General features: G+C 63.1%; 12 protein-coding genes and 1 pseudogene. 1 reads left to right on the forward strand and 12 read right to left on the reverse strand.

Annotated features, from left to right (window positions below; all coding sequences use genetic code 11):
• Positions 1-4: 4 nt before the first annotated feature.
• From rplB to rpsL, 9 genes are all read right to left on the reverse strand, one after another.
• On the reverse strand, positions 5-838 hold the full coding sequence (gene rplB / locus QSV46_RS22450) for a 50S ribosomal protein L2 (RefSeq protein WP_007611609.1): 834 nt from the start codon (positions 836-838) through the stop codon (positions 5-7).
• 12 nt (positions 839-850) lie between these two features.
• Positions 851-1153, reverse strand: coding sequence for a 50S ribosomal protein L23 (locus QSV46_RS22455; protein ID WP_007603019.1), 303 nt, complete (start codon positions 1151-1153; stop codon positions 851-853).
• Positions 1150-1770, reverse strand: a complete 621-nt coding sequence (gene rplD, locus QSV46_RS22460; RefSeq protein WP_011088150.1) for a 50S ribosomal protein L4 — start codon at positions 1768-1770, stop codon at positions 1150-1152. Before rplD ends, QSV46_RS22455 begins: the two co-directional genes overlap by 4 nt.
• A gap of 1 nt (position 1771) precedes the next feature.
• Entirely contained in the window at positions 1772-2485 is a 714-nt protein-coding gene (rplC, locus tag QSV46_RS22465) for a 50S ribosomal protein L3 (RefSeq protein ID WP_314956781.1), read from the reverse strand.
• A 53-nt stretch (positions 2486-2538) separates the two neighbouring features.
• The gene (gene rpsJ / locus QSV46_RS22470) at positions 2539-2847 is read right to left on the reverse strand and encodes a 30S ribosomal protein S10 (RefSeq protein ID WP_002712302.1); all 309 of its coding nucleotides are present in this window, start codon (positions 2845-2847) and stop codon (positions 2539-2541) included.
• A gap of 82 nt (positions 2848-2929) precedes the next feature.
• Entirely contained in the window at positions 2930-4120 is a 1191-nt protein-coding gene (gene tuf, locus QSV46_RS22475) for an elongation factor Tu (protein WP_008136415.1), read from the reverse strand.
• Positions 4121-4160: 40 nt separating this feature from the next.
• Positions 4161-6233, reverse strand: a complete 2073-nt coding sequence (gene fusA / locus QSV46_RS22480; protein ID WP_314956873.1) for an elongation factor G — start codon at positions 6231-6233, stop codon at positions 4161-4163.
• Between the two features lie 33 nt (positions 6234-6266).
• On the reverse strand, positions 6267-6737 hold the full coding sequence (gene rpsG / locus QSV46_RS22485) for a 30S ribosomal protein S7 (protein WP_028152987.1): 471 nt from the start codon (positions 6735-6737) through the stop codon (positions 6267-6269).
• Positions 6738-6752: 15 nt separating this feature from the next.
• The gene (gene rpsL, locus QSV46_RS22490) at positions 6753-7124 is read right to left on the reverse strand and encodes a 30S ribosomal protein S12 (protein WP_007603006.1); all 372 of its coding nucleotides are present in this window, start codon (positions 7122-7124) and stop codon (positions 6753-6755) included.
• Positions 7125-7823: 699 nt separating this feature from the next.
• Between rpsL and QSV46_RS22495 the strand changes: the two are divergent.
• Positions 7824-8077: pseudogene (locus QSV46_RS22495) on the forward strand (FAD-dependent monooxygenase); the annotation flags it as partial.
• An 8-nt stretch (positions 8078-8085) separates the two neighbouring features.
• Here the strand turns inward: QSV46_RS22495 and QSV46_RS22500 are convergent.
• The 3 genes from QSV46_RS22500 to rpoC form a co-directional block, all read right to left on the reverse strand.
• Entirely contained in the window at positions 8086-10104 is a 2019-nt protein-coding gene (locus QSV46_RS22500) for an ABC transporter ATP-binding protein (protein WP_314956879.1), read from the reverse strand.
• A gap of 133 nt (positions 10105-10237) precedes the next feature.
• Entirely contained in the window at positions 10238-12301 is a 2064-nt protein-coding gene (locus QSV46_RS22505) for an FAD-dependent oxidoreductase (protein ID WP_314956881.1), read from the reverse strand.
• A 193-nt stretch (positions 12302-12494) separates the two neighbouring features.
• Positions 12495-16691, reverse strand: a complete 4197-nt coding sequence (gene rpoC, locus QSV46_RS22510; RefSeq protein ID WP_314956883.1) for a DNA-directed RNA polymerase subunit beta' — start codon at positions 16689-16691, stop codon at positions 12495-12497.
• Positions 16692-16762 lie beyond the last annotated feature (71 nt).

Raw genomic sequence — 16762 nt, forward strand, 5'->3', positions numbered from 1 at the left:
TTCCTTACTTCTTCCGCTTGTGGCGGCTTAGGAGAATGAATTTGTTGGTCGACTTGTTGGAGCGGGTCTTCTTGCCCTTGGTCGGCTTGCCCCACGGAGTGACCGGGTGGCGACCGCCCGAGGTCCGACCTTCACCACCGCCGTGCGGATGGTCGATCGGGTTCATCGAAACGCCGCGGTTATGCGGCTTGCGGCCCAGCCAACGGTTGCGGCCGGCCTTGCCGATCGAGGTGTTCATGTGGTCCGGGTTCGAGACCGCGCCGATGGTGCCGCGGCAACGGCCGTGCACCAGGCGCTGCTCGCCCGAGTTCAGGCGGATGATCACGTAGTCCTGGTCGCGGCCAACGAGCTGCGCGTAGGTGCCTGCGGAGCGGGCGAGCTGGCCGCCCTTCCCGATCTTGACCTCGATGTTGTGGATGATCGTTCCGACCGGCATGTTGCCGAGCGGCATGACGTTGCCCGGCTTCACGTCGACATAGTTGCCGGCAACCACGGAATCGCCGACGGCCAGGCGCTGCGGCGCCAGGATATAGGCCTGGGTGCCGTCCTCATACTTGACCAGCGCGATGAACGCGGTGCGGTTCGGATCGTATTCGAGCCGCTCGACCGTCGCGGGCGCATCGACCTTGTCGCGCTTGAAGTCGACGGTGCGCAGCGTCCGCTTGTGACCGCCGCCGCGGAAACGCACGGTGATGCGACCGGTGTTGTTGCGGCCGCCCGAGGAGTGCTTGCCTTCGGTAAGCGCCTTGACCGGCTTGCCCTTGTACAGGGCCGAACGATCGACCATGACCAGCTGGCGCTGGCCCGGCGTCGTAGGATTGAATGTCTTCAGTGCCATCGTCGTACGACCTTACAGACCGGTGGTCACGTCGATCCGGTGACCCTCTTCGAGAGTCACGATCGCGCGCTTGGAGTTCGACTGCGAGCCGAGATTGCCGCGGAAGATCTTGGTCTTGCCCTTGCGGACCAGCGTGTTGACGCTCTTGACCTTGACGTCGAACAGCTTCTCGATCGCTTCCTTGATCTGCGGCTTCGTCGCCTTCGCGGCCACCTTGAACAGCACCTTGTTGTGCTCCGAGGCGATCGTCGCCTTTTCGGTCACGACCGGCGACAGGATCACGTCGTAGTGGCGAGGCTCGATGTTCTTCGTCATTTGAAGCGCGCCTCCAGCGCATCGATGGCGGCCTTGGTCAGAACGAGCTTCTGACGGCGCAGGATGTCATAGACGTTGATGCCCTGGATCGGCAGCACGTCCATGTTCGGGATGTTGCGGGCCGCAGCGGCAAAGCCGTTGTTGAGCTCGGCGCCGTCGATGATCAGCGCGTTGGTCAAGCCGAGGCCCGAGAAGTGACCGAGCAGCGCCTTGGTCTTGGCGGCTTCCAGCGCGGCCTTGTCGATCACCAGCAGATCGCCGTCCTTGGCCTTGGCCGACAGCGCATGCTTCAGGGCAAGCGCGCGGACCTTCTTCGGCAGGTCGGTGGCGTGCGAACGCACCACCGGACCGAAGGCACGGCCACCGCCGCGGAACTGCGGCACGCGGGCCGAGCCGTGACGAGCACCGCCGGTGCCCTTCTGCTTGTACATCTTCTTGCCGGTACGCCAGATCTCGGCGCGGCCCTTAGCCTTGTGGGTGCCGGCCTGACGCTTGTTGAGCTGCCACTGCACGCAACGCGCAATGATGTCCTGGCGCGGCTCGAGGCCGAAAATGGCGTCGGAAAGCTGGACCGAGCCGGCTTCCTTACCTTCGAGGGTCGTGACCTTCAATTCCATCTCACGCCTCCTGCGCAGCCGGAGCGGCTTCCGCTTCGCCAGCAACCTTGAACTTGCCGGGCTTCGGAGCATCCTTCGGCAGCGGCTTCTTGACGGCGTCGCGCACGCGGATCCAGCCGCCCTTGGAGCCGGGAACGGCACCTTCGACGAGGATCAGGCCACGCTCGACATCGAGCTGAACGACTCGAAGATTGAGCGTGGTGATGCGGTCGACACCCATGTGGCCGGGCATCTTCTTGTTCTTCCAGGTCTTGCCGGGGTCCTGACGGCCGCCGGTCGAACCGATCGAACGGTGCGAGACCGACACACCGTGCGTCGCGCGCAGACCGCCGAAGTTCCAGCGCTTCATACCGCCGGCAAAGCCCTTACCGACCGAGGTGCCGGTGACGTCGACGAACTGGCCGACGACGAAATGGTCGGCGAGGATCTCGGCGCCGACCGGGATCATGGCATCCGCGGAGACGCGGAATTCCTCGACCTGACGCTTCGGCTCGACCTTGGCGACCGCGAACTGGCCGCGCTCCGCCTTGGGCATGTAGACGGTCTTGCGGCTGCCAGAACCGAGCTGGAGCGCAACGTAACCGTTCTTCTCTTCGGTACGGTGGCCTACGACCTGGCAATTGCCGAGCTTCAGCACGGTCACGGGAATATGTTCGCCGGCCTCTGTAAAGACCCGCGTCATCCCGACCTTTTGTGCGATCACTCCGGAGCGCATCGGCTTGCTTCCTGTTCTTTCTGTCCGCTTTGGGCGAACGGGATCCAAAAATCTTAGAGCTTGATCTCGACGTCGACACCGGCGGCCAGGTCGAGCTTCATCAAAGCATCGACGGTCTGCGGGGTCGGATCGACGATGTCGAGCAGGCGCTTGTGAGTGCGCATCTCGAACTGCTCGCGGCTCTTCTTGTCGACGTGGGGCGAACGGTTGACGGTGAACTTCTCGATGCGGGTGGGCAGCGGAATGGGTCCGCGGACCTGCGCGCCGGTGCGCTTCGCCGTGTTCACGATCTCGCGGGTCGACGTATCGAGGATACGATGGTCGAACGCCTTGAGACGGATACGAATGTTTTGGCCGTTCATTGCCGTGGTCTCTCTTCGTTGGGTGGCGAATAGCGAATAGCGAATGTCACCACTCGCTACTCGCCGATCCCTATTCTCGTGATTACTCGATGATCGAGGCGACGACGCCGGCGCCGACGGTGCGGCCACCTTCGCGGATCGCGAAGCGGAGCTTCTCTTCCATCGCGATCGGCACGATCAGGTGCACTTCCATCGCGATGTTGTCGCCCGGCATCACCATCTCGGTGCCTTCCGGCAGGTGCACGACACCGGTCACGTCGGTGGTGCGGAAGTAGAACTGCGGACGGTAGTTGGTGAAGAACGGGGTGTGGCGACCGCCCTCTTCCTTGGTGAGGATGTACGCCTCAGCCTTGAACTTGGTGTGCGGCTTGACCGAACCCGGCTTGCACAGCACCTGGCCGCGCTCGACGTCCTCGCGCTTGGTGCCGCGGAGCAGCGCACCGATGTTGTCGCCGGCCTGGCCCTGATCGAGCAGCTTGCGGAACATTTCGACGCCGGTGACAGTCGTCTTCTGGGTGGCGCGGAGACCGACGATCTCGATTTCCTCGCCGACCTTGACGATACCGCGCTCGACACGGCCGGTCACGACGGTGCCGCGGCCCGAGATCGAGAACACGTCTTCAACCGGCATCAGGAACGGCTGGTCGATCGGACGCTCCGGCTGCGGGATGTACTCGTCGACGTTCTTCATCAGTTCGAGGATGGCGTCGTGGCCGAGCTTTTTGTCGGAATCTTCGAGAGCGGCCAGCGCCGAGCCCTTGATGATCGGGATCTTGTCGCCGGGGAAGTCGTACTTCGAGAGCAGCTCGCGGACTTCGAGCTCGACCAGCTCGAGAAGCTCCGGATCGTCGACCATGTCGCACTTGTTGAGGAACACGACCAGCGCGGGCACGCCGACCTGGCGGGCGAGCAGGATGTGCTCGCGGGTCTGCGGCATCGGGCCGTCAGCGGCCGACACGACCAGGATCGCGCCATCCATCTGGGCGGCGCCGGTGATCATGTTCTTGACGTAGTCGGCGTGGCCGGGGCAGTCGACGTGGGCGTAGTGGCGGTTCGGCGTCTCGTACTCGACGTGCGCGGTCGAGATCGTGATGCCGCGCGCCTTCTCTTCAGGCGCCTTGTCGATCTGATCGTACGCGGTGAACGTCGCACCGCCGGCTTCGGCGAGGACCTTGGTGATCGCCGCGGTCAGCGACGTCTTGCCATGGTCGACGTGACCGATGGTGCCGATGTTGCAGTGCGGCTTGTTACGTTCAAACTTTGCTTTGGCCATTTGACTCTCCGTTCAATCGTCAGTTCGTGACCGACGACAATCAGGCAAACTTCTTCTGGACTTCTGCCGACACGTTGGCCGGCGCTTCTGCGTAGTGGTCGAACTGCATGGTGAAGGTTGCGCGCCCCTGGCTCATCGAGCGCAGGTTATTCACGTAACCAAACATGTTCATGAGCGGCACCATCGCGTTGATGACGTTGGCGTTGCCGCGCATGTCCTGACCCTGGATCTGACCGCGCCGGGAATTCAGGTCGCCGATGACCGAGCCGGTGTAGTCTTCCGGGGTCACCACTTCGACCTTCATGATCGGCTCGAGCAGGACGGACTTGCCCTTCTGCAAGGCTTCGCGGAACGCCGCGCGCGATGCGATTTCGAAGGCGAGCGCCGACGAGTCGACGTCATGGTACTTGCCGTCGACGAGCTGAACCTTGACGTCGACCACGGGGAAGCCCGCGACGACACCAGAGCTCATCACGCTGTTGAGGCCCTTTTCGACGCCGGGGATGTATTCCTTCGGAACCGCACCGCCGACGATCTTGGACTCGAACTCATAGCCCTTGCCGGGCTCGTTCGGCTCGACCACGATCGATACTTCCGCGAACTGACCGGTACCGCCGGTCTGCTTCTTGTGGGTGTACTTGACTTCGGCCTTCTTGGTGACGCGCTCACGGAACGCCACCTGCGGCGCGCCGATGTTGGCGTCGACCTTGTAGGTACGACGGAGGATGTCGACCTTGATGTCGAGATGGAGTTCGCCCATGCCCTTGAGGATGGTCTGGCCGGACTCCTGGTCGGTCGACACGCGGAAGGACGGATCCTCCGCGGCGAGCTTGGCCAGCGCCACGCCCAGCTTTTCCTGGTCGGCCTTGGACTTCGGCTCGATCGCGATCTCGATGACCGGCTCGGGGAATTCCATCTTCTCCAGGATCACCTGCTTGTCGGGATCGCAGAGCGTGTCGCCGGTGCGCGCTTCCTTCAGGCCGGCCAGCGCGACGATGTCGCCGGCATAGGCTTCCTTGATGTCTTCGCGGTTGTTCGCATGCATCAGCAACATGCGCCCGATGCGCTCCTTCTTCTCGCGCGTCGAGTTCACGACGCCGGTGCCGCTCTGGAGAACGCCAGAGTAGATGCGGCAGAAGGTGATGGTGCCGACAAACGGGTCGTCCATGATCTTGAACGCGAGCAGCGCGAGCGGCTCCTTGTCGTCGGCCTTGCGCACGACCTCGTTGCCGCGGTCGTCGGTGCCCTTGATCGCGGGCACGTCGATCGGCGACGGCAGATAGTCGACCACCGCGTCGAGCAGCGGCTGCACGCCCTTGTTCTTGAAGGCCGAGCCGCACAGTACGGGATAGAACGCGCCGGTCAGCACCGCCTTGCGGATCAGGCGCTTCAGCGTCGCTTCGTCCGGCTCGTTGCCGTCGAGGAAGGCAGCCAATGCGTCATCGTCGAGCTCGACGGCGGCTTCCACCATCTTCTCGCGGTATTCCTTGGCCTGGTCGACGAGATCTTCCGGAATGTCGACATAGTCGAACTTCGCGCCGAGCGACTCGTCGTTCCAGACGATGCCCTTCATCTTCACGAGGTCGACGAGACCCTTGAAGTTGTTCTCGGCACCGATCGGAAGCTGGATCGCGATCGGCTTGGCGCCGAGGCGGTCGACGATGTCGGCCAGGCACTTGAAGAAGTCGGCACCGGTCTTGTCCATCTTGTTGGCGAAGACGATGCGCGGAACCTTGTACTTGTCGCCCTGGCGCCAGACGGTCTCGGTCTGAGGCTCGACGCCCTGGTTCGAGTCGAGCACGCAGACGGCGCCGTCGAGCACGCGCAGCGAACGCTCGACTTCGATGGTGAAGTCGACGTGGCCGGGAGTGTCGATGATGTTCAGGCGCTTGCCGGCCCAGAAGGCGGTGGTCGCAGCCGAGGTGATCGTGATGCCACGCTCCTGCTCCTGCTCCATCCAGTCCATCGTCGCGGCACCTTCGTGCACTTCGCCGATCTTGTGGCTCTTGCCGGTGTAATAGAGGATGCGCTCGGTCGTCGTCGTCTTGCCGGCGTCGATATGCGCCATGATACCGAAGTTACGGTAGTCCTCGATGGCATGTTGGCGGGGCATAGGGTGTTCCTTGCGTGTCCGTTTGTTTCGCCGTTACCAGCGATAGTGCGAGAAGGCACGGTTGGCTTCCGCCATCCGGTGCACGTCTTCACGCTTCTTGACGGCGTTGCCACGGTTGTTCGACGCATCCAGGAGCTCCGCGGAGAGCCGCTCGGTCATCGTCTTCTCGTTGCGCTCGCGCGCAGCCGAGATCAGCCAGCGGATACCCAGCGCCTGCCGGCGGGTCGAACGAACTTCGACCGGAACCTGGTAGGTCGCGCCGCCGACGCGACGGGAGCGCACCTCGATCGTCGGCATGACGTTCTCGAGCGCCTGCTCGAACACGCCGAGCGGGCTCTGCTTGGTCTTGGCTTCGATGATGCCGAACGCACCGTAGACGATACCTTCGGCGACCGACTTCTTGCCGGCGTACATCACCGAGTTCATGAACTTCGTGACGATGATGTTCCCGAACTTCGGATCCGGGAGAACTTCGCGCTTTTCCGCTGAGTGGCGACGAGACATGGAGCTGGTTCCCGCTTACTTCGGACGCTTCGCGCCGTACTTCGAACGACGCTGCTTACGGTTCTTGACGCCCTGGGTATCCAGAACGCCGCGGAGGATGTGATAGCGCACGCCGGGCAAGTCCTTGACGCGGCCGCCGCGGATCATGACCACCGAGTGCTCCTGAAGGTTATGACCTTCACCCGGAATGTAGCCGATCACCTCGAAGCCGTTGGTCAGGCGCACCTTGGCGACCTTACGAAGCGCCGAGTTCGGCTTCTTCGGGGTCGTGGTGTAGACGCGGGTGCAAACACCACGCTTCTGCGGCGACTGCTGCAACGCCGGCACCTTCTTGCGCGACTTCTGCACTTCACGCGGTTGAGCGATCAGCTGGTTGATCGTCGGCATCCTGGCCTTACCCTTTGTTCTGCCGCGGCCCCTTCCGGGCCCGCTGTCTTGCCGCGGCCCGCTGCCGGGCCGCAATTTTTTTCGAGGCTACCCGCCCGACGAGGCCGCTCCGCACGGAACAATCCGCGCAAAGCGAAATTGCGCCAACCGCTCCATCACCGAGCGGAAAGCGTTACGACGCCACAGAGGACCGCAGTCTCCAGGCCAATCAGCGTAAAGCTGTGGCCTGCGCACCGAGGTCATGCATCCGAATTCGATCTCAAGAGACCAAGCTCAAGAGAACTAGAATCGCACTGGCATTGCCTAGCTATGATCGACAGCGTTTGAGCGGCATTCGTCGAGGTTTGGTGCCCGTCTTTAGCGATCCGTGAGGATCCGATCCTTCGGGATCAAATCCCTGGGGATCAACGGGTGGCCCGTTCCGACGTTGGCGATGCTCACCGCCTGTCGTTAAGTGAGGCGCTTTCTATAAGTGAGAGTCGATCAAGTCAAGGCGAAACGACAGTCACAAAGCGCTTCTGGCGCCTGTGAAAATCGCCGTTTGCCCACACTCACCGCGCCTCGCCGATAAGGCTATGGGCCCCATCTTCCGCCAGCTCAAACACATTTATACCGGGTGAAATATACTTTTATTACCCCTGCTGAGGCTTTCCTTCCCGTTAATGCGTCAGCTTGCCTCTTTCGGCAGATATTTGCATCATGCGGTACGCCGATATTGCCATGGTCGGCGGGGGATTGTCCGGCTCAACCGCCGCCGCAATGCTCGGCCATGTCGGCATTTCGACGGTGTTGATCGATCCGCAGGAGAGCTATCCGGCGAATTTCCGAGTCGAAAACTCAGCGGTCACGCCCAGGTCGAGCGATTCTTGACGACCGGAATCGGAGAATCGGTGCCGCGCCGCGCGACCTTTGCCGGCGAGAACTGGATCGCCCGCTTTGGTCACCTCCTCGACTTCTTCGGTCACTTCTCCTCGTCGTCCTCATCATCCTCGTCGAGGTCGTCTTCATCCCCGTCGTCATCGTCGCCGTCGGCCTGAGCCACGGCGCCATGCGGCTGGTGGATCTGGTCGTTCCACAGCTTGCGATAGGTGCCGTTCCTGGCGAGCAGCTCGGCATGCGAGCCGCGCTCGATCGCCCTGCCCCCTGAGATCACGATGATCTCGTCCATCTCGACCACCGAGGTCAGGCGGTGGGTCGACCAGATCATGGTGCGGCCCTTGGCGACCTTGAGCAGCGTGCGGTTGATCGCGGCTTCCGTGGTCTGGTCCAGCGCCGAGGTGGCTTCGTCCAGCAGCAGCACCGATGGATTGCGGATGATCGCGCGCGCGATCGCGATACGCTGGCGCTGCCCGCCCGACAGCGTATCGCCGCGTTCGCCGACCGGTGTGTCGTAGCGCTGCGGCAGGCTCATGATGTAGCGATGGATCTCGGCCTTCCTGGCGGCCTCCTCCACCTCCTCGTCGGTCGCGCCTTCCTTGCCCAGCCGGATATTTTCGCGGATCGACATGTTGAACAGCATGTTCTCCTGGAACACCACCGCCATGCTCCGGCGCAGCGAATCCAGCGTCACCTTGCGGACGTCGACGCCATCGATGGTGACGCGCCCCTCGTTCGGCACGTAAAGCCGCAGGATCAGGTTGAGCAGCGTGCTCTTGCCGGAGCCTGAGGGGCCGACGATGGCGATGCGCTTGCCGACGTCGAGCTTGAGGCTGAGATTGTCCAGCACCGGCGCCTGGCCGCCCTCGTACTGGAACGTCACGCGGTCGAAGGTGATGTCGTGGGTCACGCGAGGCAGGTCGGGCGCGCCGGGACGATCGGCGCCGCGGGTCGGCTCGTCCAGCAGCTCCTGCATGTGGCGGATCGCGGCGGCCGAGGAGATCGACACCGGGATGAAGTGCATCACATGGGCGATGTTGTAGGAGACCTCCCAGAACGCGCTCTCGAAGGTGACGAATGTGCCGATCGTGATCTGGCCCTTGGTCGCCAGATACGCGCCGATCGCGAGCACGACGAGGTGCAGCAACAGCACCGAGATGGTGACGGTCCGCTCCACCATGGTCGACAGGAACGTGGCTGAGGCGATCTTGCGGCGCGTCTCGTCGTTGCGGAAGGTGAAGAAGCCGAACATCCTGCGTTGCAGGCTGAAGGCCTTGATCACCGCCTGCGCCGCCACATTCTCCTGCACCATGCCGAGCAGCGCGCTTTCGTTCTGCTTCTGCTCGTAATTGGCCTGCACCGCCTTCGGGGTGAGGATGCGCGGGCCGATCAGCGTGATCGGGAACACCAGCAGCGCGACCGCGGCGAGCTGCCAGTTCAGGAACACCATCAGGATGATGCCGGCGATCAGTTCCAGGAACGGCAGCGCCGCGCTGTTGGCGAAGGTCTTGACCGAGCCCTCGAAGGCCGAGAGGTCGACGGAAAAGCGCGACAGGATCTCGCCGCGCCTGGTGCGGCCGAAATAGGCCGCCGGCAGGTCCTGGACGTGCTCGAACAGGCGCTTGCGAACGTCGGAGATGATGCAGGCAGCGAGCCGCGCGTCCCAGCGCTCGTACCAGACGGCGACGATCGAGGTGAAGATACCGGCGACCGCGAGCACGCCGAGGATCTTGTACAGCGCCTGAAAATCCTCTTCGCCGAGCGCGTCGTCGATCAGATACTTCAGGCTGAGCGGCATGATGACGTTGAACAGCGTCTCGACGAAGACGCCGAACGCCACGAATGACAGCATCCGCTTGTAGTTCGTCAGGAAGGGTTTGACGAAGCCCAGGATGGTCGCGAGCGCGCCGGCGGCTTCGCGCGCGGTAAAGACGACAAGGTCCTCGTCCTCATCGTCGTCATCGAGTTCCAGCTCGTCATCCTCCTCGCCTTCGTCCTCGTCGTCTTCGAGGTCCGGCTTGGCGGGGACGAGCTTGTCCTCGAGCTCGGCCGCCTCTTCCGCGGCGAGCTTCTGTTTGTCGGGCGGGAGGGGCTTGGACGCCATGAAACCAACCGATGCTGACGGCCGGCATGACCGCGGAGAAAGCAGGAAATAGCGGTAACCGCTATTGCACCGATTCTATGCGATCACGATGAATTCGGCAAAGCAATTGGCCAGGCCGGTTCGACCCCTGCGTCTAGTCGTCGTCCTCATCCTCGACCTTGTCGAAAAAGGAATAGCGCAAGCTGTCGGCGTCGGCATACCACTGCCCGGGCCCCTTGTTGGCGGCGAGCGTCGCCTCCCAGAGCGCGTCCGCGCAGTCCTTGCGGTGCATCGACAGGTCGAAGCCGTTGCCGAAGAACAGTTCGGACCATTCCCACCAGGTCCCGAGCTTCTTGACCCCACGCAGCAGGTCGTAGCGGTCGATCACCACCGAAGCCATGTCCGAGGTAACGGAGCCGAACACGAGGCCGGTCTTGACCACGCGGTTGAGCTCGCGGATCGCGCGGACCACCTGCTTCGGGGAAACATGGCACAGGCTGGTCTCGAACACGAAGTCGAAGCTGCCGTCCTTGAAGGGCATGTCGGTGATCGAGCCGAGCTTGTTGTACTTCTTCAGCGCTTTCGGCGTCCTGGCGTGGATGGCGCGGTTGTTCTCGATACCGAAGGCATCGATGCCGCGATCGCGCAGCGCACCGACCAGCTCGCCGCTGGCCGAGCCCGCGACCAGCAGCCTGGCGCCCTTGGGCTTGCCCCAGACGATGCCGATCAGCTTGGCAAGATAATCGGGATCGGTGAAGTGCTGCCATACCTCGCTGTAGGGACCGAGGCCGCGATAGTTCTCGAAATAATCGCGGTCGATCTTGTCCGAGACCGGCTTACCCTCCTGCTGCGCGCGCTCGCGGCGCAAGCGCATCATCTCGGTCAGGATGATGTCGGTCGCAGCATCGGAGGAGTCGAGCAGGCCGTTCAGCGTCGAGTCGAACAGATAGTCGCCGACCACCACGATGCCGGGATGTTCTTTCGGCTCGGGCCGATGGTTGGTCATGACGTCGCGCACGGGCAGACCGCCCGGAATCGCATTCACCGACGACAGCCAGCGGTGGATCTTGCCTTCCACGAAATACGAACGCGCATCGCCAAGCGAGGCCGGCAGCGATTTCAGCGCGGCATCGATCAGCTCCTGATCGGAGAGGTTGGCGAAGGCCAACGCGTCGGAGCCGGGAATCAGCCAGTTCAGCACGCCGTGCTTGCCGACGTCGTGGCGCGCGCCTTCGTTGTAGACGCAACAGCCGCCGAAGGCTTCCGACATGAACCAGGCGCCGGGAATCTTGTCGCCCCAGAACGGCGCCTCGAACAGGATCGAGACGCGCAGATAATGCGCGGGACGGTCGAAATACGACACATGCTTGACCATCGACTTACGGAGCTGCTCGCCTTCCCAGCCAACGGTGGCGAGCCAGGAGTGAGGCAGACACATCAGCACGAGGTCGAAGTCGCGCGTCTCCGGCCCCTTGCCGTTCATCATCTTGAGCTGGTAGCGGCCGGTCGGCGCCTTGCCGACGGTGAGCACGCGGTGATTGAGCTGGATGTCGGCGCTGACCTCCGACTGGAGGCATTCGATCAGCTGCTCGTTGCCGTTCTGGATGGAATAGAGGCCGATGTAGCCGTCGACGTCCATCAGATAGTTCTTGAGCGCGTTGAGACCGTTGGTGTTGTGGCTTTCGGTCGCGAGGTCCGACCGCGCCATCACCTTGAAGAAACGCTTTGCCGTTTCGTCCTCGATTTCCTCGTCGAGCACCTGCTCCGCGGTCTTGTAGGCCCACGGGTTCTCGTTGTCGTGCGCGCCGACGCCCTCGTAATACTCCACCGGCGACATCATTTCAGCGCAGCGCTTGCGGAACGCCTCGATCGCGACCGCGGTTTTGGCACCGTATTTGCGGCGCATGCCGGCGACGTCGTTGAGGAGCTCGCCGCCGAACTGCACCTGCTCGGCGTCCATCGGGATGGTCTGAAGCCCGAAATGCTGGATCAGCTCGCGCAGCGGATCGGGACCCGTCATCGAGTAGTCGTAGATCTCGGCAACGCCGGCCTCATACATCGCGGGCGCGGAATCGAATTTGCGCGTGACGATCTTGCCGCCGAGCCGGTCGGACGCCTCGTAGATGGTGACGCGGCAGAGATCGCCGAGCTTGCGCTTCAGGTACCAGGCGCTCATCAGCCCGCCGGGGCCGCCGCCTACGATTGCGAGATCAAGCATGAGAGTTCCGTGGTCTCCGGCCCTGCCCCCGGTGGCGGGACCACCGGTCTAAGTTCTCCTAGCAGAAGCTCTTTTGCGCCTGAAGGAAAGATGAACAAAGGTTGATCCTGCACCGCAACAGGTAACCAAAGCAGCAAAAAGGCCGGCTCGCGCCGGCCTTTTCATTGTCCTCGGTATTCCTACGGATGAACGATCATTCCGCAGGCGGCAGCGCAGGAAGCTCCGCTTCCGGCGCGGGCGACACGACCGCCGCCTGCTTCTCGCGCTCGTCGAGGATCATCTTGTCGCGCTTCACGGCGACTTCGCGGATCTTGGCCATGGAGGCGCCGGTACCCGCCGGGATCAGCCGGCCGACGATGACGTTCTCCTTGAGGCCTTCGAGCGGATCGACCTTGCCGTTGACCGCCGCTTCCGTGAGGACGCGGGTGGTTTCCTGGAACGAGGCCGCCGAGAAGAAGGAGCGGGTCTGGAGGCTCGCCTTGGTGATGCCGAGCAGAACCGGCGTGCCCGTGGCGATCTTCTTGCCCTCTTCCTTGGCCTTCTCGTTGAGCGCGTCGAACTCGATCTTGTCGACCTGCTCGCCCGAGATCATGTCCGTGTCGCCCTGGTCGGTGACTTCCACCTTCTGGAGCATCTGACGGACAATCACCTCGATGTGCTTGTCGTTGATGAGCACGCCCTGGAGCCGGTAGACCTCCTGGATTTCGTTGACCAGATAGGCCGCAAGCTCCTCGATGCCCTTGACCGCCAGGATGTCGTGCGGCGCCGGGTTGCCTTCCACGATGAAGTCGCCCTTTTCGACGACGTCGCCGTCCTGAAGGTGGATGTGCTTGCCCTTCGGGATCAGGTACTCGCGCGGCTCGTCGGTCTTGTCCATCGGCTCGATCGAGATGCGACGCTTGTTCTTGTAGTCGCGTCCGAACCGGATGGTGCCCGCGATTTCGGCGATGATCGCCGCATCCTTCGGACGCCGTGCCTCGAACAGTTCCGCCACCCGCGGCAGACCGCCGGTGATGTCACGCGTCTTGGCGCTTTCGGTCGAGACACGGGCGAGGATGTCGCCCGTATTGACCTTTGCTCCGACGTCGACCGAGAGAATGGCGTCGACCGACAGCATGTAGCGGGCATCGCCGCCACGCGCGAGCTTGAGCACCTTGCCGTCCTTGCCCTTGACCACGATGGCCGGACGCAGGTCCGAGCCGCCGCGGGTCGAGCGCCAGTCGATGACCACGCGCTTGGCAATACCGGTGGCCTCGTCGAGCGTTTCCGAGATCGACTGCCCCTCGACCAGATCCTCGAAGCCGATGGTGCCTTCGACCTCGGTGAGCAGCGGACGGGTGTAGGGATCCCACTCGACGATGCGCTGGCCGCGCTTGACCATGTCGCCCTCGTCGACATGCAGGCGCGAGCCGTACTGGATACGGTGCGTCGCACGCTCGGTGCCGTCGGCATCGACGATCGCGATCACCATGTTGCGCACCATCGCGACCAGGTGGCCTTCGCTGTTGCGGGCGATGGCCTTGTTCCGGATCACGATCTTGCCGTCGAAGTTGGATTCGACGAACGACTGCTCGTTGAGCTGCGCCGCACCACCGATGTGGAAGGTGCGCATGGTCAGCTGGGTGCCAGGCTCGCCGATCGACTGCGCCGCGATGACGCCGACGGCTTCACCGTGGTTGACCGGCGTGCCGCGGGCGAGGTCGCGGCCGTAGCACATGCCGCAAATGCCGTTGACGAGCTCGCAGGTCAGAGCCGAGCGGATCTTCACCTCCTGCACGCCACCCTGCTGGATGGCGTCCAGATGGCTCTCTTCCATCAGCGTACCGCGCTTGATGATCACCTTGCCCGAGCTGTCGCGCACGTCTTCGCAGGCCGTGCGGCCCAGGATGCGCGAACCGAGCGAAGCAACCACGGTGCCGGCATCGACGATGGCGCGCATCTTGATGCCGAGCTTGGTGCCGCAGTCGTTCTGCGTGATGATGCAGTCCTGCGCCACGTCGACCAGACGACGGGTCAGGTAGCCGGAGTTCGCGGTCTTCAACGCGGTGTCCGCGAGACCCTTGCGGGCGCCGTGGGTCGAGTTGAAGTACTCGAGCACCGAGAGGCCTTCCTTGAAGTTCGAGATGATCGGCGTCTCGATGATCTCGCCCGACGGCTTGGCCATCAGGCCGCGCATACCGGCGAGCTGGCGCATCTGGGCCGGCGAACCGCGGGCACCGGAGTGAGCCATCATGTAGATCGAGTTGATGTCGGCATCCGCCCCGCTCGCCGTCTTCTTGGTCGAGGAGATCTCCTTCATCATCGCCTTAGCGATTTCTTCGGTGGCCTTCGACCAGGCGTCGACGACCTTGTTGTACTTCTCGCCATGGGTGATCAGGCCGTCGTTGTACTGCTGCTCGAAATCCTTCGCCAGCGTACGGGTGGTGTCGACGATCTTCCACTTGGAGTGCGGAACGACCATGTCGTCCTTGCCGAACGAGATGCCGGCCTTGAACGCGTTGTAGAAGCCGAGCGCCATGATGCGGTCGCAGAAGATCACCGTCTCCTTCTGGCCGCAGTGGCGGTAGACTTGGTCGATGACGCCGGAGATCTCGCGCTTGGTCATCAGCTTGTTGATGATCTCGTACGAGATGCGCGGGTTCTTCGGCAGCAGATTGCCCAGCATGACGCGGCCTGCGGTGGTCTCGATCCACCGCGTCGAGACCTTGCCGGTCTCATCCATGCCCTGCCACCGATACTTGATCTTGGTGTGGAGGTGGATGACCTTCGCGTGCAGCGCGTGCTCGAGCTCGGCCATGTCGCCGAAGATCTTGCCCTCGCCGGGCAGGCCTTCGCGCATGATCGAGACGTAGTAGAGACCGAGCACGATGTCCTGCGACGGCACGATGATCGGCTGTCCGTTCGCCGGATGCAGGATGTTGTTGGTCGACATCATCAGGACGCGCGCTTCCAGCTGCGCTTCAAGCGACAGCGGAACGTGCACGGCCATCTGGTCGCCGTCGAAATCGGCGTTGAACGCGGCGCAGACCAGCGGGTGAAGCTGGATCGCCTTGCCCTCGATCAGCACGGGCTCGAACGCCTGGATGCCGAGGCGATGCAGCGTCGGCGCGCGGTTGAGCAGCACCGGATGCTCGCGGATGACCTCGTCCAGGATGTCCCAGACCTCGGGCCGCTCCTTCTCGACCAGCTTCTTGGCCTGCTTCACGGTGGTGGACAGGCCCTTGGCGTCAAGCCGCGAATAGATGAACGGCTTGAACAGCTCGAGCGCCATCTTCTTCGGCAGGCCGCACTGATGCAGGCGCAGCTCGGGACCGACCACGATCACCGAACGGCCCGAATAGTCGACGCGCTTGCCGAGCAGGTTCTGACGGAAGCGGCCCTGCTTGCCCTTGAGCATGTCGGCGAGCGACTTCAGCGGGCGCTTGTTGGCGCCCGTGATGACGCGGCCGCGGCGGCCGTTGTCGAACAGCGCGTCGACGGCCTCCTGAAGCATGCGCTTCTCGTTGCGGATGATGATATCGGGCGCGCGCAGCTCCATCAGCCGCTTCAAGCGGTTGTTGCGGTTGATGACGCGGCGGTAGAGGTCGTTGAGGTCCGAGGTCGCGAAGCGGCCGCCGTCCAGCGGCACCAGCGGACGCAGGTCCGGCGGAATCACCGGGACCACGGTCATGATCATCCATTCCGGCTTGTTGCCGGAGTGGCGGAACGCCTCGACGATCTTCAGGCGCTTGGCGAGCTTCTTGTGCTTGATGTCGGAGTCGGTCTCCTGCATCTCGATGCGCAAGGAGGCCTCGAGCTTCTCGAGATCCATGCCCTTGAGCAGCTCGCGGATCGCTTCCGCGCCGATCATGGCGGTGAAGGAATCCTGGCCGTACTCGTCCTGCGCCTTCAGATACTCGTCTTCCGACAGCAGCTGACGGTCCTTGAGCGCGGTGAGGCCCGGCTCGAGCACGACGTAGTATTCGAAGTAGAGGATCCGCTCGAGATCCTTCAGCGTCATGTCCAGCAGAAGGCCGATGCGCGAGGGCAACGACTTCAGGAACCAGATGTGGGCGACGGGGGCCGCGAGCTCGATATGGCCCATGCGCTCGCGCCGGACGCGCGACAGCGTGACCTCGACTGAGCACTTCTCGCAGATGATGCCCTTGTACTTCATGCGCTTGTACTTGCCGCACAAGCACTCGTAGTCCTTGATCGGCCCGAAGATGCGGGCGCAGAACAGGCCGTCGCGCTCGGGCTTGAAGGTACGGTAGTTGATGGTCTCCGGCTTCTTGATCTCGCCGTAGGACCAGGACAGAATCTTCTCTGGAGACGCGATCGAGATCCGGATCTGGTCGAAGACCTGAGCCGGCGTCGTCGGGTTGAAGAGATTCATAATTTCTTGGTTCATCGTCTTCTCCTCGCGTGCCGGTCGCCTCCGGCCGCAAATTCGAAAATCACTCGAGCGGGGCGCCCTGCCCT

This window comes from Bradyrhizobium cosmicum, assembly GCF_032290525.1.
Taxonomy (GTDB): domain Bacteria; phylum Pseudomonadota; class Alphaproteobacteria; order Rhizobiales; family Xanthobacteraceae; genus Bradyrhizobium; species Bradyrhizobium cosmicum_A.